At 66.1% G+C, this 19,115-nt stretch carries 16 protein-coding genes; 4 read left to right on the top strand and 12 right to left on the bottom strand.

Translation table 11 applies throughout. The features are described from left to right. Positions 1-13 precede the first annotated feature (13 nt). The 4 genes from WHX56_RS19435 to WHX56_RS19420 all read left to right on the top strand — a co-directional run bounded on the left by WHX56_RS19435 (position 14) and on the right by WHX56_RS19420 (position 5,521). Positions 14-2,536 (top strand): fused MFS/spermidine synthase, encoded by a 2,523-nt coding sequence (locus tag WHX56_RS19435; protein ID WP_338878704.1) that lies wholly within the window; start codon positions 14-16, stop codon positions 2,534-2,536. After that, entirely contained in the window at positions 2,533-3,654 is a 1,122-nt protein-coding gene (locus WHX56_RS19430) for a BamA/TamA family outer membrane protein (RefSeq protein WP_422393607.1), read from the top strand. Before WHX56_RS19435 ends, WHX56_RS19430 begins: the two co-directional genes overlap by 4 nt. Positions 3,655-3,745: 91 nt before the next feature. Continuing rightward, entirely contained in the window at positions 3,746-4,528 is a 783-nt protein-coding gene (locus tag WHX56_RS19425) for a hypothetical protein (RefSeq protein WP_338878703.1), read from the top strand. A 66-nt stretch (positions 4,529-4,594) separates the two neighbouring features. Then, on the top strand, positions 4,595-5,521 hold the full coding sequence (locus WHX56_RS19420) for a hypothetical protein (RefSeq protein ID WP_338881802.1): 927 nt from the start codon (positions 4,595-4,597) through the stop codon (positions 5,519-5,521). 2 nt (positions 5,522-5,523) lie between these two features. Here WHX56_RS19420 and WHX56_RS19415 read toward each other — a convergent pair whose 3' ends face one another. The 12 genes from WHX56_RS19415 to WHX56_RS19360 all read right to left on the bottom strand — a co-directional run bounded on the left by WHX56_RS19415 (position 5,524) and on the right by WHX56_RS19360 (position 19,112). Beyond that, the gene (locus tag WHX56_RS19415; protein ID WP_338878702.1) at positions 5,524-6,504 is read right to left on the bottom strand and encodes a helix-turn-helix transcriptional regulator; all 981 of its coding nucleotides are present in this window, start codon (positions 6,502-6,504) and stop codon (positions 5,524-5,526) included. Positions 6,505-6,805: 301 nt separating this feature from the next. Next, complete coding sequence (locus WHX56_RS19410; RefSeq protein ID WP_338878701.1) at positions 6,806-7,945, bottom strand: nickel/cobalt efflux transporter; 1,140 nt, start codon at positions 7,943-7,945, stop codon at positions 6,806-6,808. A 14-nt stretch (positions 7,946-7,959) separates the two neighbouring features. Further along, positions 7,960-8,238, bottom strand: a complete 279-nt coding sequence (locus tag WHX56_RS19405) for a metal-sensing transcriptional repressor (RefSeq protein WP_338878700.1) — start codon at positions 8,236-8,238, stop codon at positions 7,960-7,962. Between the two features lie 282 nt (positions 8,239-8,520). Then, positions 8,521-9,717: an MFS transporter gene (locus WHX56_RS19400; RefSeq protein ID WP_338878699.1), complete on the bottom strand. Its 1,197-nt coding sequence runs from the start codon at positions 9,715-9,717 to the stop codon at positions 8,521-8,523. Between the two features lie 3 nt (positions 9,718-9,720). Further along, complete coding sequence (arsB, locus tag WHX56_RS19395) at positions 9,721-10,803, bottom strand: ACR3 family arsenite efflux transporter (protein WP_338878698.1); 1,083 nt, start codon at positions 10,801-10,803, stop codon at positions 9,721-9,723. A 4-nt stretch (positions 10,804-10,807) separates the two neighbouring features. Next, a complete protein-coding gene (locus tag WHX56_RS19390) occupies positions 10,808-11,308 on the bottom strand; it encodes an arsenate reductase ArsC (RefSeq protein ID WP_338878697.1) in 501 nt (166 codons plus the stop codon). An 8-nt stretch (positions 11,309-11,316) separates the two neighbouring features. Beyond that, a complete protein-coding gene (locus WHX56_RS19385; protein WP_338878696.1) occupies positions 11,317-11,808 on the bottom strand; it encodes an ArsI/CadI family heavy metal resistance metalloenzyme in 492 nt (163 codons plus the stop codon). Between the two features lie 13 nt (positions 11,809-11,821). Continuing rightward, positions 11,822-12,148 carry an ArsR/SmtB family transcription factor gene (locus WHX56_RS19380; protein ID WP_129238784.1) on the bottom strand — a complete coding sequence of 109 codons (327 nt, stop codon included), beginning with the start codon at positions 12,146-12,148 and terminating at the stop codon, positions 11,822-11,824. A gap of 208 nt (positions 12,149-12,356) precedes the next feature. Beyond that, positions 12,357-12,929, bottom strand: a complete 573-nt coding sequence (locus WHX56_RS19375) for a class I SAM-dependent methyltransferase (RefSeq protein WP_338878695.1) — start codon at positions 12,927-12,929, stop codon at positions 12,357-12,359. A gap of 310 nt (positions 12,930-13,239) precedes the next feature. Then, on the bottom strand, positions 13,240-15,654 hold the full coding sequence (locus tag WHX56_RS19370) for a penicillin acylase family protein (protein ID WP_338881801.1): 2,415 nt from the start codon (positions 15,652-15,654) through the stop codon (positions 13,240-13,242). 259 nt (positions 15,655-15,913) lie between these two features. Continuing rightward, positions 15,914-18,244, bottom strand: coding sequence for a molybdopterin guanine dinucleotide-containing S/N-oxide reductase (locus tag WHX56_RS19365; RefSeq protein WP_338878694.1), 2,331 nt, complete (start codon positions 18,242-18,244; stop codon positions 15,914-15,916). Positions 18,245-18,248: 4 nt separating this feature from the next. Continuing rightward, positions 18,249-19,112: a sulfurtransferase gene (locus tag WHX56_RS19360; RefSeq protein ID WP_338878693.1), complete on the bottom strand. Its 864-nt coding sequence runs from the start codon at positions 19,110-19,112 to the stop codon at positions 18,249-18,251. Positions 19,113-19,115 lie beyond the last annotated feature (3 nt).

Here is a 19,115-nt window from a genome sequence, read left to right as displayed (position 1 = left end):
AGAGCGGCAACTTATGAGTTCATCGCTGCGGAACATGCCGGCTCAAGCCTCGGCCGGCACGCGGGCGCGGCCCGCCGTCGGCCTGTGGGCCCCGGCGGGCCTGTTGGTTTTTTCCGGCGCGGCCGCATTGATCTTCCAGATTCTATGGATCAAGCAGCTATCGCTGATCGTCGGCGTGGAGGTCCACGCCATCGCCGTCGCCGTCAGCGCGTTCTTCTTCGGCCTGGCCTTGGGCAGCGCCTGGCTGGGACGCCTGGCCGACCGCAGCGCGCGGCCTTTGCGCCTGTACGCGGGCATCGAACTCGGCGTGGCCTTGCTTGCCCTGGGGGTGACCTGGGCGCTGGCGCATGGCGCGCCGCTGTTCGCGCGCGCCGAACAGGCGTGGTCCTGGCTTGCCTGGCTGGCGATGCTGGCGGTGGTGGCGATCCCGCCGATATTGATGGGCGGAACCTTGCCGGTATTGCTGCGGGCCTGCGGCGCCGGCCAGGTCGGCCGGGCCGGCGGAGTCCTGTACGCCGCCAATACGGCCGGCGCCATCGCCGGCGCCTTGCTGCCCGCCTTCGTGCTGATCCCGGCTTATGGCGTATTCGGCACGGCTTGCGTGGCGGCGGGCTTGAATCTCGCCGCCGCGGCCGGCGCCTGGGCGCTACAGCGGCAGGCGCCGGCCGCGGCTCGCGAGGGGCCCGCCGGCGCCCAAGCCCTGTCGAGCGAGGCCTGGCTGGCCATCGGGCTGTATAGCGCGGCGGGCGCGATCGCGATGGGCTATGAGGTATTGTGGTCGCAGATGGTGGTTCCTTTCATGAGCACGCGGACTTTCGCCTTCTCCGTTGTGCTGGCCGTCTACCTCGCCGGGCTGGCGCTGGGCGCGGCGCTTTATGCGCGCTGGGAACGGCGTTTCCGCGACCCCTGGCGCGTCTTCGCGCTGCTGATCGCCGGGGCCGGCGTGGCGGCGCTGCTGGAAGTGGCGCTGCTGGGCCCGTGGCTGATCGACGCCCAGTCGCTGGCCGAGGCCGCGGTCCGGCACTGGAGCGACAGCGGCCTGGCCGGCATGAGCGCGCGTTTCGCGGTCGTCGCGGCCGTGGTGGTGCTGGTGCCGACCTTGCTGCTCGGCGCGGCGTTCCCGGCCGTGCTGCGCATCGCGGTGCCTCCGGCCAGGCGAGGGCAGGGCGCGGGGCTGGTCCTGGCGGGAAACACACTGGGCGGAATCGCGGGAACCCTGGTCGTGGCCTTCGTGCTGTTGCCGCGCCTGGGTACGGTCCGAAGCCTCGTCCTCCTGGCCGCGGCCGCGTGCGCCATCGGCATCGCGGCGGCCTGGCGCTCCCCCGCGCCGATGGCGCGGGCGGTGTCGGCCGCGCTCCTGGGCTCCGCGCTGATCCTGGGCTGGGCGCTGCCGTCCGATCACCTGGCGCGGCTGCTGCCGGGCGCCAAGGACGGCAAACTGGTGTTCTACGAGGAAAGCCAGGGCGGCACCGTCGCCGTGGTCGAGCGCGGCGCAGGGGAGCGGCGCTTCCGGCGGCTCTACATCCAAGGGGTTTCCAACTCTGGCGACGCCATGCCGTCCCTGCGCTATATGCGGCTGCAGGCGCTGCTGCCGCTGATCGTCCACGCCGGCGAACCGCGTTCGGCCCTGGTGATCGGTTACGGAACCGGCATTACGGCGGGCGCCTTGTCGCGATATCCCGGCCTGGACCGCCGTGTGGTGGCGGAACTGCTGCCTGGCGTTCTGCGCGCGGGGGCTTTGTTCCAGGGAAGCTTCGGCGCGGCCAACGATCCGGGCCTGGACCGCCGCTTGCGTGACGGACGGCGCGAATTGCTGGCCAGCCAGGAACGCTATGACCTGATCACCCTGGAACCGCCGCCGCCTTCGGCCGCGGGCGTGGTCAACCTCTATTCCAGCGACTTTTATCAGTTGGCGGCCGCGCGCCTGAATCCTCAGGGCGTCGTCGCGCAGTGGCTGCCGCTACCCACGCAGAACCTGGACGACACGCGCGCCTTGGTGGCCAGTTTCATCGCGGTGTTTCCCCACGCCACGCTGTGGACCACCGAATTGCACGAGATGCTGTTGATCGGATCCTTGCAGCCCATGTCCCTGGACGCGGGACGGATAACCGGGCGCATGGCCCAGCCGCGGTTGCGGCAAGCGCTGGCGGACGTGGGCGTCGGTTCTCCGGCGGCGCTGCTGGCGACGTGGGTGACGGACAGGGAAGGGCTGGCGCGCTTCGCGGGAGACGCGCCGCCCGTGACGGACGACCGGCCCGCCATCGAGTACGCCGCCTGGGTCAGGCCGCGCGAGATCGTGCGCACGCTGCCGGCCTTGTTGGCGCTGCGCGGCGAACCTCCGCTGGGCGCGGACGGCCCGGCCTTGAGCGCGGAAATCGAAAACGAACGCGGCGCCCTGGACCTCTTCTATCGCAGCGCGCTGGCGGCCTACCGGGGGAACAGGGAAGAGTGGGCCGGGAACGCGGGCGCGTTGGCGCAACTGGCGCAGGCGAATCCCTATCTGCGCTGGTTCATGGCGGGCACCGACTCGAGATGATGCGGACGGCCATGGTCACGCTGCTGAGCGGCCTGTTGGCGCATGGCGCTGCCCACGGCGAGCCGCTCTCGTTCACCGACGACCGCGACGGCGATTTCGACACCAGCGACTTCCTGCTCAGGCACCAAGGCGCCTTGCCGGTGCCCGTGATCATCACGGAGCCTGCGGTGGGCTATGGCGGCGGGCTGATGCTGCTGTACTTTTCCGAACCCGCGGTCGACGCCAGCCGGACGAGCCCGCCCGCGGACGAGCGCAAGGCGCCACCCAACATCACCGGCATCGGCGGCCTCGCAACCGAGAACGGCTCGCGCGGCGGCGGTCTGTTCCATTTTCATAGCTGGGACGCCGACCGCTACCGCTACCTCGGGGCCCTGGCGCAAGGACGCGCGAATCTCGAGTACTACGGCGCCTTCAATCATGGACGCAGCTACCAGGTGAAAGGAACCTTCCTGGTCCAGCAGATCCTGGCCAGGATCGGCGACAGCCCTTGGTATGTCGGGCCGCGCTATACCTATTTCCGCTCGAACACCCGTTTCACCGGCGCAGCCGCAAGCGAACTGTCGCAAGGCGAGATGGCCGAGCGCATCGGCAAGGCGGGACTGGTAGTGGACTACGACACCCGCGACAACATGTTTTATCCCAACCGCGGAACCTACGCCGAGCTGGAAGCCCAGTTTTCGCGCAATTGGCTGGGCAGCGACCAGTCCTTCGAGAATTACCGCGCGCGCGGCTACACCTGGGTGCCGCTCGCCCCGCGGTGGACGCTCGGCCTGCGCGGCGATGGCCAGTTCACCCGGGGCACGGTGCCGTTCTACGCGCAGCCCTATGTCGACCTGCGCGGCGTATCGCGGGGCCGGTATCAGGATCGCGATGCGCTGGCTCTCGAGGCTGAGCTGCGCTGGCAGGTCAAGCCGCGCTGGTCCGTGTTGGGGTTCACCGGCGTGGGCAAGGCCTATGGAAACTGGAAATCCTTCTCCGCCGCGCCGAACGTCGCCAGCGTGGGCGCGGGGTTTCGCTACCTGATTGCGCACAAGCTGGGATTGGCAGTGGGTATAGACGTCGCCCACAGCAAGGACCAGAACGCGTTCTATATACAAGTCGGGAGCGCCTGGCGATGAAGACGGTTTTTCACGGCCGATGCCGGACTCGACAGAAGACTCCACACGGCCGGCGTTTCCCATTGACAATGACGATGCCTGGGGTGACCAAATGAATTACTCCCTTCTTCTTGCAGGATTGGCTGTCGCGTTCTTCGCGCTATTGCTGATTGCCATGCGGATCGGAAAATGGCTGGGGCGCGGCGCCGACGAGAAAGGCGCTCCGGGAACCGCCGTCATCGAAGGCTCGGTGTTCGCGCTGCTGGGGCTGCTGGTGGCCTTCACGTTCTCGGGAGCCGCCCAGCGCATGGCGGAACGCCGCGATCTGCTGGTGCAGGAGGTCAATGCCATCGGCACCGCCTGGTTGCGCATAGACATGGTCGACGCAGACGGCCAGCCGAAGCTGCGCGAGCAGTTCCGGCGCTATGTGGACGAGCGCATCGACTACTACCGCAACGTGGCGGACCTGGAACAGCGCGACAGGATCGCCGCACGCGTCGGGGCGCTGCAAAAGGAGATCTGGACCACGTCGATGCAGGTGGCGCGCGCCAGCGTGCCGCCTTTCGCCGCGTCCTATGTCGGCGCGGTGAACGATATGTTCGACGTCGCCACCGCCCAGACCGTGGCGCAGAAGGTGCACCCGCCCATCGCAACCTACGTCTTCCTGGGCTTCCTGACGCTGGTGGCGGCCGGTCTGGTCGGATTGAACCTGGCGTCCTCCAAGCGCAAGGCGCTGCTGCACCAGGTGACATACGCCGTCGTCATGACGGCGGCCCTCTACATCATCATCGACTTCGAGTTCCCGCGGATCGGGACCATACGCATCGACCAGAGCGATGCCTTGTTGGTGTCGCAGCGGCAATCCATGGTCGATCCCGTTGGCCGCGCCAACTAAGGGGTTTCCATGGAAACGCGAATCGTGCGACCGGCGAAGAGGACAGCCGCGCGCCTGGGCGCATGCATGCTGGCCGCGGCCTGCGGCGCGCCGGCGGTGGCGTGGGGCCAGCAGGGCCTGCGGCTGAACAAGGACGACCTGCAGAAACGCGCCAACGGCGTGCTGGCGGTGATGTCGTTTTCCATTGTTCCCGATATCACGACGAGTTCGCTCAACATAGGCAGCGGCGGCGGCTCGACCTCGGGTTCGAACGAGTTCTTCATGACGCAGTTGGGCGGCGGCGACACGATTTCCGACTCCGTCCCGATCTACCTGGAGGGAGTCCTGGCGGCCAGCCGCTACGATCCGACCTTCATCGCCACGCAGGGCGCGGAAGCGCGCCGCATCCCGACCAAATGGAACAGCGTTTCCGCCACGGGAGGCATAGGCTGGGATTTCAAGCTGACCGACGAACTCAAGCTACGTCCCATCTTCAACTTCGCGCTGGGCAATGTAACGAGCGATCTGCGCGCGGCAAGCTGGTACGTGGGGCAACGCACCGGAAAGGACATCGACTTCCTGGACCGGGGCTCTCTCAATGCATACGGGCTGGGCGGTTCGATCATGCTGGACTATGAGCACTACCGTCCGGGCTACGAAGTGGACGTGGAACTTCGCTATTCCGACATCCGCCTGCAGAGTTTCGACAGCTCCGCCGCGGTCAGCGGCAATGCCGTCGCCCAATCCGCCAATCTGTGGGCCCGCTATCGCGCACCCACAGGCATCGTCCTGCTGCAGCGGCCGCTGCGCTACGTGCTGGAACTGACACACTCCGAATTCCTGGGCGACCAGAAGGGAATCCTCGGCTTCGACCGCCTGACTTCGGTGGGCGCGGGGCTGGAACTGGATTCAAGCGCCTACGACGTGTTCATCACCCGCACCCGCCTGGTGGGGCGCTATGTGTTCGGCAACAATGTATCGGGCTTTTCGGTGGGGCTGGCGGTGAGCTTCTGACATCAGGGCCGCGCTCCCGAGCGAGCCAATGTGTCCCTCGGCAATTCGCCGAATGTTCTCCGATAGTATTCGGCGAATCGCGACATATGACGAAAGCCCCATTTCATCGCAATATCGGATATGGTCGCGTCGATACTGCAAGTCAAAAAATCCCGTAGGGCGCCATTCAATCTTGCGTTCATGAACCAGCGTCCCGGCGTCATGCCCACGCTGCGACGGAAAATGATCTCCAGGGAACGCAGGGTATAGCCGCTGCGCCTTGCCACTTCGCTCAGCGCAATATCCGCCGCCTCGCCGGAGAGAACCAAGCGTTCGCATGCGGCAATAAGGCGACGGTGGCGCTCCTCCACGGGCAGATTGTCGGTCCGGAGGAGGGGAGAGGCCGAAAACAGCGCATCGACATAACCCGCAAGCAAGGAGTCGCACACGCTCTCAGCCAGCGCGGGCGTCATGCCGCCGTCGCCCGAAAGGCGCCGGGCGATTCCCATGGCGTCGTTCGTCAAGGTTCCCAGCGCCTGCCGGCCGCCGGAATGCAGGCGCACGGAATAGGCCGCGCGCTTTCTTATTTGCAGGGGCCGTCCCGTCCGCGTGAGGGCCACATTCTGAAGACGCTCTTCCGGCACGGTGAAATTCACCCAGCGGGAGAGTCCGGTGGCGTGATACAGAAGCTCCACGCCTGGAGGATAGACCTGTATTTCCTCCGCTCCGATGACGGCGGTGTTGTACCGCGTCACGTCGCTTCCTTCGGCCATGAACGCAATACACAGTCCATCCCTGGGCATGCTCCCTTGGGCGATTACGGGAAATTCGTAACGACCCATTTCCAGCCGGACCTCGCCGAGAACAAGCCGCTGATGTTCCATCCTGGCCAAGTCCGATGAAACCAGGCGGTGCTCGAAAGTACTGCCGTACACCACGTCAAACGCCTGCAGAGGCTCGAGACCCGCATAGACGTGTTGCATATAGGCCGGTTGAATCGGCATGGCAAAAACTCCCGAGGGATTTCGCTTTTTGGATAGTGCCCGAATCGGCTTGAGTCTAGTCATTTCCTCAAGAAATGTGTATTTCCCTGGGTGATCATCGGGACGGTGGCTGTCGCCTGGACGGCCGCGTTCCTGGTTTCACCGAATCCGGACGAGGTGCGGTGGGCGGGGCCCGGAACCGAAGGCATGGCGTTCGGCTCGCGACGCAATGGCCATTGAAGAGCACGCTTTCCAAACTTCTCTTTACGCTTTTATAGGGAGGGAAAGGGATGCCCGATCAAACGCCTTCCGCAGCCCCGGCCTAGGGCAACCCGAGCCACCCATGGACTCCCACGTAAATGCCGACCGCAATGATCAGCAGACTCGATAGGTAGGGGGCCCGCTGGGCGATCGCGCTGAACCACGGAGCGCGCTGGGTAACCTGCCGCACGCTGAGCGCCGCGACTGCCCCGACCGTGACCAACGTGATCGCCAGCCCGATCGAGAAGCACAACACCAGCACGGCTCCCAACGTGAACTCCTTCAACTGCAAGCACAGGAGCAGCACGGTGATGGCCGCAGGGCAGGGGATAAGGCCGCCCGTAAGACCGAACAGGGCGATCTGCCAGTTGGTCACATTCCGGTTCGCGAATCGCCGGCGGATGTCATTGGCGTGCGCCAACTGGTGAGCGTCCTGATGACCTTCACCGGCGACATCCAGTCCATGCAACGCTTCGTGAATGTGGTCGTGCTGGCGGCTATCCGGCTCCAGAAAGGCGATGTCATAGCCGTGGGCGTGGCCGCCGTGGGCCAATGTCAGGCGCGCCATGAACTCGTGGGGTTCAGGTATCTCTTCCAAGGACTCGAGGTAGCCATCCTTCTGCACGAACCGGAACGTCTGCTGACGGCCATCGGTTCGTTCGGTGGTCACCGCGACATCCTCCGCCTGCCAGTTACTGCCGCTAAGGCGGGTCAAACGCCAACGGGGAGGTACGCCGTCCTCGAACACTTCAAGGGCGACGCGGCCATGCCCGGTGTCGATTTCGTGCCGCTCCAGGCCATGGGTGTGCCCGCCGTGCTCATGATCGTCGTGAGAGTGGCCATGCGCCCTGGCATGCTGCTCCCGCCAGGTTCTCCAGAACATCCAGGCCGCGATCAGCACGATGATCACCCCGGAAGCCAACTGGAAGTAGGGCTCCAGTTCCTCTGCCGCCACGCCTCGCCACAGGTACATGCCGCCCAGGCCGATGCCCCACACGATCAGCGTGTGCGAGATGGTCGCGGTGACCCCCAACAACACGGCCTGCAATACCGTCCCTCTGATCGCGACGATGAAGGCAGCCATCATCGTCTTAGAGTGGCCTGGCTCGAGGCCGTGCAGGGCGCCCAGCAGGATGGCGCTAGGAACGAATAGCCAGGCGTGCGAAGCGCCCTGAGCAATCAGCTCGGAAAACGACAGCATGGGGAAAATAGCCCTTACAGGTACTTGGTGATCTCTTTGAATTCGTCGATGGCGCGCTGCTTATCCGCGTCCAGATCGCCTACGGCGTCTTGCAGGCAATGATCGATGTGGTCCTGGATCAGGACCTTCTTGGCCTGTGAAATCGCCTTCTCGACGGCGTGCAACTGCTGCGCAAGCTCAAGGCAGGAACGGTGTTCTTCCATCATTTGCAGAATGCTGCGCAGGTGGCCTTCCGCCCGTTTGAGACGCTTGGCGACGGCATCGTGATGGTGGTGGGGATCGGGTTTCGTCATGCGTGCATCATATCCCCCTGGGGGGGATATGTACGGCAGATACCCTGCGAGCGACCTGGGATCTATTGAGTTGCTGAAGGAGGGCAAGAGGCCTGCGCCAGACCGGAAGTTCAGGCCATCGAGATTGGCGCGAGAGATGTTTCAGTAGTGTCGGACCGCACATCAGCATAGAGTCGATAGACGCGATTGACGCTGCGGTAGTAATGCGGATCAGGCCCAGCACATTGCGCGACGTGCCGCAGGCCTGTCATAGATGGCGATGGAACTCATGCAATACCTCTCCTAGCAAGACTTGGGGGGCTGGGCGCGCAGCAGCATCAGCGCGCCACCGGCGGCCAGACCGATGGCGCCGGACAGCCACAAAGCGTTGGCTCCCCAGGCGTCCAGAGCCAGGCCGAAAAGAAATGGGGCCGCCGCCTGCGCGATCCGCGCAGGCATCATCAGCCACCCCTGGCGCGCGCCATACCCTTGGGCGCCAAACAGCACCAGTGGCAAGGTGCCCTTCGCGATGGTGAGGATGCCGTTGCCAGCCCCATGGAGGATCGCAAATGCGGGGGCCATGACCGGCCCCGCCATCAGCAACACGGCCACACCGGCGGGGTGCGCCAATGCGGCCAAGCGTGCCGACAGCAGTGGGTGAACGCGTCGCAGGAACCCGAACTCGAGCACGCGGCCGGCCACTTGCGCTGGACCGATGAGGGCGCCTACCGCGACTGCGGCGGCGAGCGTGGCGCCGGTAGCCTCCAGCATCCGCGGCAAATGCGTGGCCATGGACGTGCTGATGAACCAGGTCGCGGCGAAGACGAAGGCGAGGAGGGCGGTTGCGTACCCGTGGCGCCCGGCCGTGGGAGCAGGGGAAGGGGAGGAGACGGCCCTCGTTGGATCCGAGACGGCCGATCTTTCATGTTTTGCCTGGCGAGGCAATTTCGGAAGCCAGGCATTGAGCGGCAAGCCGATCAGCAGATGCAAGCCCGCCCAGCCGAAGCACGCGTTGCGCCATCCGAACTGTGTTTCCATCCAGGCAGACAATGGCCAGCCGACGGTGCTCGCAAAGCCGGCAATCAGGGTAATGCCCGTGATCGCGCCACGGGCGTGATGTCCATACAGGCGAACCAAGCTGGAAAAGGCCGCTTCATACAGGCCAGCCCCCATCGCCACCCCGATGATGAGCCAGGCGGCGACCATCGTCCACAGCCCCTCGGATAATCCAAGCATGGCCAATCCAAGCGCGAATATCAGGCTGGTGCCGACCAGGACGACACGGCCGCCGCGACGGTCGATCGCTTGCCCGGCCCACGGACCGGCCAGGGCCGATACCACCATTGCGCCGGAAAAGGCCGCGTAGACCGTTGGCGTTGGAATGCCCAGGTCACTGGCCATCGGCGCCGCCAACATGGCCGGCAGGTAGTAGGACGAGGCCCAGGCCAGCGTTTGGGCGGTGCCCAGGCTACCGACGACCCGGACGGGTGCTCCTGTCACCGGTTACCCCCGGTTGGCGCCCGCGTCGTACCAATCCTTGGACTGGTTCACGACGCGCACCACCAGCAACATCACCGGGACCTCGATCAGCACGCCCACCACCGTCGCCAAAGCGGCCCCGGACTGGAAACCGAACAGGCTGATCGCGGCCGCGACGGAAAGCTCGAAGAAGTTCGACGCGCCGATCAACGCTGACGGGCAAGCGATATTGTGCTTTTCACCCACCCGGCGATTGAGCCAGTACGCCAGCCCGGAGTTAAAAAGCACCTGGATCAGGATCGGCACCGCCAGCATGGCGATCACCAGCGGCTGGCCAATGATGGCTTCGCCCTGGAACGCAAACAGCAGCACCAGCGTCAAGAGCAGCGCGGCCATGGAAAACGGTCCGATCCGGGCCAGGGCCGCTTCGAACGCTTCCTGCCCGCGGCGCAGCAGCGCGCGGCGCCAGAGCTGGGCGAGGATGACCGGAATCACGATGTAGAGCCCGACGGACACCAGCAACGTGTCCCACGGCACGGTGATGGCCGACAGGCCCAGCAGCAACCCGACAATGGGCGCGAAGGCAAACACCATGATGGTGTCGTTCAGCGCAACCTGGGACAGCGTGAACACCGGATCACCGCCGGTCAACCGGCTCCAGACGAAAACCATGGCGGTACAAGGAGCGGCGGCCAGCAGGATCAGGCCCGCGATGTAACTATCCAACTGGTCGGTGGGCAGCCAGGGCGAAAAGACCTGCCGGATGAATAGCCACCCCAGGAAGGCCATGGAGAACGGCTTGACCGCCCAATTGATGAATAGCGTCACGCCTATGCCGCGCCAATGCTGCTTGACCTGACCGAGCGCGCCGAAATCGACCTTGAGCAGCATCGGAATGATCATTACCCAGATCAAAAGACCGACGGGCAGATTGACTTGCGCGACTTCGAGATGCCCGATGATTTGAAATAGGGCCGGCATGAGCTGGCCCAGGGCGACGCCGAGGACGATGCAGAGAAACACCCAGAGCGTCAGGTAACGCTCGAAGACGCTCATCCCACCGCGCGCCTGCGGCACGGGCGCCGCCGCCTGTGTACTGGATGACATCGACTTACTCCTGGGTCTTGCCAATACCGCGCAACTCGGTCTGGAGCGACATGGCATCCAGGCGGTCAATGGGCAAAGACAGGAAAAGCTCGAGGCGGCGCTTGAGTACACGCGCGGCGTCCTGAAACGCCTTGCGACGCTCTTCCTCGGTTCCTTCACAGGCTGCGGGGTCGGGAATGCCCCAGTGTGCCGTCATTGGCTGCCCAGGCCAGACAGGGCAAACTTCGCCGGCGGCGTTATCGCAGACGGTAATGATGAAGTCCATTTTTGGAGCCGCCGGTGCCGCGAACTCGTCCCAGCTCTTGCTCCGATAGCCATCGGTCGGCAATGAAAAAGCGCTCAGCGTGGCGAGCGCCAGCGGGTGGACCTCGCCGTTGGGGGTACTGCCAGCGGAGAATGCCTGGAAGCGCTCGCCACCCAGTCCTCTGAGCAGACCTTCAGCCAGAATGGAGCGTGCCGAATTGCCCGTACAGAGAAACAGCACGTTGAAAGGGGAGTGCGACATGGGAAGTCCTAGCAGCAGCGAGTGGAGGATTTGGTATTCGGGACACAGCAGTTGTCCCGCACCGTGGAGGACGCAGAAGGCGAACAGCAGGCGCCGGCCGAGCCGATGGCAGGCGCGTCGTGCGACTCTCCATAGACAGGGATCGTCCCCAACGTATGGAAGTGCTCCCACGCCACGCCTTGCGGATCAGTGATCCAGTATTTCTCGCTGCGGGAGTAGCAGCATGACGTCTCTCCCTGGTCCTCCAGAGACAGGCTGGCTGATTCCGCTCGGGACTTCAGGGCAATCAACGCTTCGGCGTTCTCGGCTTGAATTCCAAAATGGTCGACTCCCGCGGCAGCGCCGCGGGTGGAAATGGCGAAATTCACAGGGGGATCATCCAGCATCCATTTCGCATAGTCGGACTCGACGCGGGCTGGATCCTGTGCAAACAGCCGCGAATAGAAGCCGATGTTCCTGGCCAAATCATCGACGTGTAAATGAACGTGAAAGCGTTTCATGGGCAGCTCCTGATCAGCAGGTAGTGCAGGCTCCGGAGTCGGATGCCTCGCAGGTGGAACCTTGGCAGCAGTGTTCGGTGAGGTAGCCGAGCAGCCCATTCATCTGCGGGAAGTCGGCGCGATAGATCAGATTTCGGCCTTGTTGCTCAATGGTGACCAGGCCAGCGTGCGACAACTCCTTCAGGTGGAAGGACAAGGTATTGCGTGCGACGCCGAGCTGATCGGCCAAGACGCTGGGCGTGAGACCGCCAGGGCCAGCGACCACGAGTGCGCGAAACACGCGAAGTCGTTGGGTGTGTGCCAGGGCACCGAGGGCGAAAACTGCTTGATCTTCATTCATGATTCAATCATACAACGATCATTGAACTATTGAATAGCAAGAATAACGGCTGATCGTCGCGTTGTGGGGGAGCGTTGGAGTCGCAGCGTGGCTTTGGTGCATGCCGCCCCCTGAATCACGCCTATTTGTCACTTTACATAATACACATTATGCGTATTACGCCCAAAGGAAGCCGAATGGCGTTTCCCTCGGGCGATCTCCCTGGCGGTCATACCAGCCTGGCCACGCTGAACACCGACGCGGGCGGCAGGTTCAACGGCACGAATCCGACTCGCCGGGCCGACAGCCCGCAAGCCTCCAGCACGCCCGCTGAGATCGGACAACGGACGCCGTACGTGAACAGTTGCATGGAGCCGCCCGCCGACATGGCGTCGAACACGGCGGTCAGCAGCCGATGGTGATGCGCCCCGCTCATGTTCCGTAACGGCAAGCCGCAAATGGCCACGCCGATTCCGTCCATTTCCGGATGGCTGTGCCGGGACAGCTCCTGCGCCGAAACCTGGAGCACGGCAGCCTGGGGGAACTGCGTCCGCAGGCTGGAACTCATCGCCTCGTCCTGCTCCACCAGGACGAGACGGGCCGGGTCGACGCCCTTGCGCAGCATTTCTCGCGTGAAGACGCCCGTGCCGCAGCCCAGTTCGAGGACTTTTCCGGCATCGGGCGGAATCGATGCCGTGATGGCCGCGGCCAGCGCCGGGCCGGATGGCGCCACGGCGCCGATGGCCGTGGGATTGGACAGGAGCGCCTTGACGAACTGCCGGCGCTCCTGCAGCCAGCTCATCGGCCGGCCGGATGGTGATTGATGCTGCGTTTCAGTGTTGCATGACGGCGAATAACGCATCGGTGTCTGTACCTCCAGTCGACTGGTTCCTCGCGGAATCCAGACAGAAACTAGACCTTAGCTGGAGGGGGCTGTTCATCTCGGCAACCGTGCGTAAGCACTTTTTTCGCCAGGCCCCCTCCCTTTCGGTTCGCCCCACCCTGCTTCCTTGCCCTGCTTCTTCGCCTGATCCTCGAACCGACGGCCCCGAAAGGGGCCGTCCAAGGGGCTCGCGCGCCTTGCGGCCGACGCCGCAAGGCAAGCCCGCGCATCACTTCCCGGCAGGCTTCAGCGTCAACGTGTCGGCCTTCTCGCTATCCACCTTGGCGCGGCTGAACGCCATGGGGAAGTACTCCCCGGTGGCCCAGCCCTTGAGCAGGTCCTGGTAGTGCGGGCTGCGGGGATCGGCGGACTGCCCCGGCACGTTCTGGACGCGCGAGTTGTCCCAGTCGGCCACGTCGATCACCTGGCGGTACGACGCGCCGCTGATCTGGCGGAAGTCGCTCTTGCGGAACGTGCCGCGATGCACCGTGTCGTTGTCGCCGCCGACGGGATAGCGCGGCGTGCCGTAGGCCTTGGCGGTCTCGGCGGGCAGCAGGCCGGCCAGGCTGTGCTCGAACTGGATGTGGTGCAGCTTGCCCCATTGCCACTGCGCCGGATCCGTGCCCAGCTTGGCGCGCAGCTTCTGCATGCCGTCGCCCAGCGCCTCCAGCAGCAGCGCGTCCCTGCCCTGCTCCGGCCTCGGGCCGAAGGCGGCATCCGGCGCCGCGAGCTTTTCCAGCGTCTTGCGCGTGGACAGCTCGCCGAAGACGCCGCGGCCGGCGGCGGGCACGTACAGGTCGGACACGCGTTTGACGACCTCGGGCAGCCAGAACTCATAGACCGTGGCGGCGCGGCTGTCGGTTTCCGTCCGGTAGTCCCAGTCCTTCAGCAGGCTCAGCGCCTGGCCCAGCCCCGGGTCGGCCGAGTTCAGCGACTTGGCGTAGCCCGCCAGGGTGCGCGCGGGAATCGACAGGTTGTCGAACTGGAGCGCCTGCGAATTCTGCACCGTCAGGCCCTTGCCGTCCGCGATGACCTCCCGGATGCGCTGGACGCGATAAGGCTCGGCCCAGGTGCGCGCCGACATTTCCTTGTAGGGGAAGTCGGCAGGCAGGTTGTATTCGTTGGCGGTGGCGACGTAGCCTTCGGGCGGGTTGTAGGCTCGCGGCAGCGCGCTGCCGGTCAGGAAGCCGCGCCATTCGAAATCGCCGTTGCCGGGCACGGGCAGCATGCCGGACCAGTCCGCGCGCGGACGTATCGGCGCGATGCTGCCGCCGAACCAGCCGATATTGCCGTCCACGTCGGCGTAGACCATGTTCTCGCTCGGCGTGTAGTGCTTTTCCATGCCCGCGACGAACTCGTTCCAGTCTTGCGCCTGGTTCAGGCGCAGGCTGGCCAGATAGGCGGCCGTACCGGGGAATTCCAGGTAGGCCGCGCGCAGGGCATAGGCCTTGTGCCGCACCGGATCCTCATGGATGACCGGACCGTGGCGGGTGAACTTCAGTTGGCGCACCGCCGCCGCCTGGCCGCGCACCGGGATGGACTCGTCGACCTGGCGCATCTTTTCCCAGCCGCCCCGGTAGCGGTATTCGTTGGGATTGGCGGGATTGGTGTCGTAGACGTACAGGTCCTCCTCGTCGCCGAACGCGAAGATCGTCAGGCCGAAGGCGATGCGGTCGTTGTGCCCCATGGACACGCCGGGCAGCGCCGGCTCTCCGGCGCCGATCACGTTCCAGCCCGGCGCGTTCAGGTGCACCATGTAGCGCAGCGACGGCATGGTGATGGAACGGTGGGGGTCGCCCGCCAGGATGGGCTTGCCGGTGGCCGTATGCTGGCCGCTCATGGTCCAGTTGTTGCTTTCGTAGCGGGCCGCCATGGGATCGAACGCCGGGTCCAGGGAGGCCAGCATGCCCGCCGACAGGCTGCGGGCGAGCGTCGCGCGCTGGTCCTCGGCCAGGGGGCTGCGCGGGAAATCGGCCGCGACGAACTTCTGGCCGTTGCGCGCCAGGTTGTAGCTGGCGAGCACGGTATTGTCGAACAGCTTCACGTCCAGGCCCGCCGGCACTTGCAGGGCCAAGGGCGGTTCGAAGGTGCTGAGCCCCTGGACGGCGTTCAAGCCCAGCGCGGCGACCCGCTGCGCCATCCTGACTTCCTCGGTGAGGTTGCGCGTCAGGCCGTAGATGCGGACGAGCGAGGTCTCCGGGCTCCAGTAGCCGGGTTCGGTGCCCGTCAGCTTGAACTCCGGGGGCATCTGGTCGGGATGCGCCTTGACCCAATCGACGTAGGCGTTGATGCCGGCGGCGAACGAGGTCAGGATCGCCTTGCCCTGCGGGTGGTAGCTGGCGAACTCGGCCTGCAGGTCGCCCCGGTAGAGGAACAGGCGCGCGGCGCGGTCCTGTTCGACGAAACGGGGGCCGAACTGCTCGGCCATCTTGCCTTCGCCCTGGCGGCGCCACAGGTCCAACTGCCACAGCCGGTCGCGCGCGGCGCTGAAACCCTGCGCGAAGAACAGGTCGTCCTGGTTCTGCGCATAGATATGCGACACCCCGTGGCGGTCGCGCACGATCTCCACGGGCTGGGACAGCCCCGCCATGTCGATCGTGTCTTTCTTGCTTCCCGGCGCGGCGCAACCCGCCAGCAACGCCATCAATCCGCTCGCCAGCAATGCGGCGGCCCTGCGATTGAACGTACGCATGACTCCTCCTCCGATTTATTTGTCTTCTATCGCTGCCGGCCTTGAGGCGCCATGCTGCCGGACGCCGCCGTAAGCAATGTGTACAACTAAATCAGTTGCCCTGCGAATGTTGTTTTATTTGATGAAAGTTGGGAGTGTCTGTAACCTGCCGCCCGAGAGCCGCGAGCGCGGCTCACCCGGCGTTACAAAACTCCCGGATCCGCATTGCCGGCTACGGACGCTGGACGAAGGCCGGAGGCTCGTGCGCGCGCACGCGCGGCGCCCGGCCTGGGTAGCGCTCCACCTGCACCGCGGTCAACTGACCGGAGCAGCCTTGCGCCAGGGACGAGGTTCCCGCGTCGCGCGTCAGCACGTTGGGATTGCCGTGCACGCAAAGCGGATGCTCGGCCTCGGCGTCGTCCGGGTCGTACCAGGCGCCCGTAGGCAGTTGCACCACGCCCGGCCGGATGCCGTCGGTCAGGCGCGCGGCCGCGAGGCAGGCGCCGCGCGCGTTGAAGAGACGCACCACGTCGCCGTCGGCGATGCCGCGGGCGGCGGCGTCCTGCGGATGCAGGGAGCACACTTCCCTGCCCTCCTGCTTCTGCGACACGCTGTGCGCGCCGAAATCGAACTGGCTGTGCAGGCGGCTGGCCGGCTGGTTGGCGACCAGGAACAAGGGGTGCTCCGGCGTGGGCGCGTCTGCCGGCGGCAGCCAGGCGGGATGGCCCGGGCAGTCGGCATAGCCGAAGCCCGCCACCGCTGGCGAACTGATCTGCACCTTGCCGCTGGGCGTGGGCAGAGGTTTGCCTGCCGGATCGTCGCGGAAGGCGCGCAGAATGCCGCCGTCGTCGCCCTGCTGCGGCAGGACCAGCTCGCCTCGCGTCCAGAATTCGTCGAAATCCGGCGCGTCCAGGCCGCGTTCCCGCAGCGCCACGCGGGTCTTCTCGTACAGGTGGCGCAGCCATTCGCGGCTGTTGCGGCCTTCGGTGAAGGCCTCGCGCGTGCCCAGCCGGGCCGACAGGTCGGCAAAGATGTCGTAGTCGTCGCGCGCCAGCCCATTGGGCTCGGCCAGGCGGTGCATGGCCACCATCAGCGGGTCCGTGGGCGCGCCGCCGATGTCCTCGCGCTCCAGCGTCATCGTGCAAGGCAGCACGATGTCGGCGTGGCGGGCCGTGGCGGTCCAGCCGATCTCGTGCACCACGAAGGTGTCCAGGGTGGCGAAGGCGCGCCTCAGGCGCGCCAGGTCCTGATGGTGGTGAAAGGGATTGCCGCCCGCCCAATAGGCCAGGCGGATATGCGGATACGGCATGCGCTTGCCGTTGTAGTCGAAGGGTACGCCCGGGTGCAGCAGCATGTCCGAGATCCGGGCCACCGGAATGAACGCCTTCACGCCGTTCACGCCCTGCGGCAGCGAGGCCACCGGCACGGCGTTGCTGCGCTTGCCGTAGTGCGCCAACGTGCCCAGCGCGTAGGCATAGCCGCCGCCCGGCAGGCCCAGTTGCCCCAGCGTGGCCGCCAGCACCGCCCCCATCCAGACCGGCTGCTCCCCATGTTCGGCGCGCTGCAGCGAATGCGCCACGGTGACCAGCACCCGCTTGCCGGCCAGGCTGCGAGCCGTGCGAGCGATCCATTCGGCGGGCACGCCGCATAGCGGCGCCGCCCACGCCGGCGTCTTGGGCTGGCCGTCCCGGCGGCCCAGCAGATAGTCTTCGAAGGCGTCCCAGCCATCGCAGAATTCGTTCAGGAAGGCCCGGTCGTGCAGACCGTTGGCGACCAGCTCGTGGACCAGCGCCAGCATCATCGCCACGTCGGTCCCGGGCACGGCCCGCACCCATTCGGCCTGGGCGTCGTCCGGAAAGTCCGAGGCCAGCGGGCTGATGTTGATGAAGCGGCAGCCGCGCGCCGCCGCCTGGCGCATCGACTCGCGTTCGATATGCCGACTGATCCCGCCGCTGGCCACGCGCGAGTTTTTCAGCGCCATGCCGCCGAACGCCAGCACGACGTCCGTGTGGTCGACGATCTGCTCCCAGGTCACGTTGCGGCGCGCCACGTCGTCCATGCTGCCCAGGATGTGCGGCAGGATCACGGCGGAGGCGCCGGCGCTGTAGCTGTTGACCGAACGCACGTAGCCGCCCAGGGCCGTGTTCAGGAACCGGTGCACCTGGCTTTGCGCATGGTGGAAGCGGCCCGCGCTGGACCAGCCGTAGGACCCGCCGAACACCGCCTCGGGCCCGTGCCGCGTCTTGACCCGCGCCAGCTCGCGCGCCAGCAGGTCCAGCACTTCGTCCCATTCCATGCGCACGTAGCCGTCGCTTCCCCGGCGCGCGTCCGGGCCCGGCCCCCGTTCGAGCCAGCCGCGCCGCACCATGGGCGCGGTGACCCGGACCGGATGGTCCAGCGCATTGGTGAAGTTGTCGATCAGCGGGTTCGGATCCGGATCGCCGGGATGCGGCCGGACGTCCAGCACGCCGTTTTTCCAGGCGGCGGAAAACACGCCCCAATGGGCGCTGTGGGGCTTGCGGCCGGTGTCCGGCCGCGGGGAAAAGGCGGTGTCGCGATTCATATTGCTAGGCGTCGGGACCCGTGGCGACCGGCGCGCCCGGCTGGGCGCTCCATTCGCTCCACGAGCCGGGATACAAGGCCGCGCCGGACAGGCCGGCGATCTCCATGGCGAGCAGATTGTGGCAGGCCGTGACGCCCGAGCCGCACTGGTTGACCACGGCTTCGGGCGCGCGGCCGTCCATGCGTTCGGTGAACGCCTGGCGCAGTTGCTCCGCTGGCAGGAAACGCCCGTCGGCGCCCAGGTTATCGCGGAAGAACCGGTTGCGCGCGCCCGGAATATGGCCGCCCACCTTGTCCAGCGTTTCGTTCTCGCCGCGGTAGCGGTCGGGCGCGCGGGCGTCCAGCACCACGCGGCCGCCAGACGCCAGGACTTCGCGCATTTCCGCGTGCGTCAGCGTGCGCTGGCGGCCGTCGCGCGCCGCAAGATCGCCGGGCGCGCGCAGCGCCAGCGGTTCCGTGGACAGCGGCTGGCCGGCGGCCTTCCACGCGCCGATGCCGCCGTCCAGCACGGCCACGGCATCGTGGCCGATCCAGCGCAGCAGCCACCACAGGCGCGCGGCGTACATGCCCGCGGCGTCGTCGTAGGCGACGATCTGCGTGTTGGCGCTGGCGCCCAGCGCCGCCAGCGCCGCCGCGAATTCCTGGCGGTCCGGCAGCGGATGGCGTCCGTTCATTCCGGTCTTGGCGCCGCTGAGCGTCTCGTCCAGATGCACGTAGGCCGCGCCGGGAATGTGGCCCGCCTGGTAATGGCGCCGTCCCGCGCCCGGATCGGCCAGGTCGAAACCGCAGTCCAGGACCAGGACGCCGTCGCGCCCCGGACCCGCCAGCGCGCGGGCCAGGTGCTCCGCATCGATCAAGGTGGTGTACATGAG

Source organism: Achromobacter veterisilvae (assembly GCF_037619525.1).
In the GTDB taxonomy this organism is placed as follows: Bacteria; Pseudomonadota; Gammaproteobacteria; order Burkholderiales; family Burkholderiaceae_B; genus Achromobacter; species Achromobacter veterisilvae.
This window is presented reverse-complemented; position numbering and strand designations above follow the sequence as displayed.

Excerpts from the sequence above, each read along its gene's own strand:
- WHX56_RS19435 (WP_338878704.1), top strand. The coding sequence starts at position 14 with ATGAGTTCATCGCTGCGGAACATGCCGGCTCAAGCCTCGGCCGGCACG.
- WHX56_RS19430 (WP_422393607.1), top strand. The coding sequence starts at position 2,533 with ATGATGCGGACGGCCATGGTCACGCTGCTGAGCGGCCTGTTGGCGCAT.
- WHX56_RS19425 (WP_338878703.1), top strand. The coding sequence starts at position 3,746 with ATGAATTACTCCCTTCTTCTTGCAGGATTGGCTGTCGCGTTCTTCGCG.
- WHX56_RS19420 (WP_338881802.1), top strand. The coding sequence starts at position 4,595 with ATGCTGGCCGCGGCCTGCGGCGCGCCGGCGGTGGCGTGGGGCCAGCAG.
- WHX56_RS19415 (WP_338878702.1), bottom strand. The coding sequence starts at position 6,504 with ATGCCGATTCAACCGGCCTATATGCAACACGTCTATGCGGGTCTCGAG.
- WHX56_RS19410 (WP_338878701.1), bottom strand. The coding sequence starts at position 7,945 with ATGCTGTCGTTTTCCGAGCTGATTGCTCAGGGCGCTTCGCACGCCTGG.
- WHX56_RS19405 (WP_338878700.1), bottom strand. The coding sequence starts at position 8,238 with ATGACGAAACCCGATCCCCACCACCATCACGATGCCGTCGCCAAGCGT.
- arsB (WP_338878698.1), bottom strand. The coding sequence starts at position 10,803 with ATGTCATCCAGTACACAGGCGGCGGCGCCCGTGCCGCAGGCGCGCGGT.
- WHX56_RS19390 (WP_338878697.1), bottom strand. The coding sequence starts at position 11,308 with ATGTCGCACTCCCCTTTCAACGTGCTGTTTCTCTGTACGGGCAATTCG.
- WHX56_RS19385 (WP_338878696.1), bottom strand. The coding sequence starts at position 11,808 with ATGAAACGCTTTCACGTTCATTTACACGTCGATGATTTGGCCAGGAAC.
- WHX56_RS19380 (WP_129238784.1), bottom strand. The coding sequence starts at position 12,148 with ATGAATGAAGATCAAGCAGTTTTCGCCCTCGGTGCCCTGGCACACACC.
- WHX56_RS19375 (WP_338878695.1), bottom strand. The coding sequence starts at position 12,929 with ATGAGCTGGCTGCAGGAGCGCCGGCAGTTCGTCAAGGCGCTCCTGTCC.
- WHX56_RS19370 (WP_338881801.1), bottom strand. The coding sequence starts at position 15,654 with ATGGCGTTGCTGGCGGGTTGCGCCGCGCCGGGAAGCAAGAAAGACACG.
- WHX56_RS19365 (WP_338878694.1), bottom strand. The coding sequence starts at position 18,244 with ATGAATCGCGACACCGCCTTTTCCCCGCGGCCGGACACCGGCCGCAAG.
- WHX56_RS19360 (WP_338878693.1), bottom strand. The coding sequence starts at position 19,112 with ATGTACACCACCTTGATCGATGCGGAGCACCTGGCCCGCGCGCTGGCG.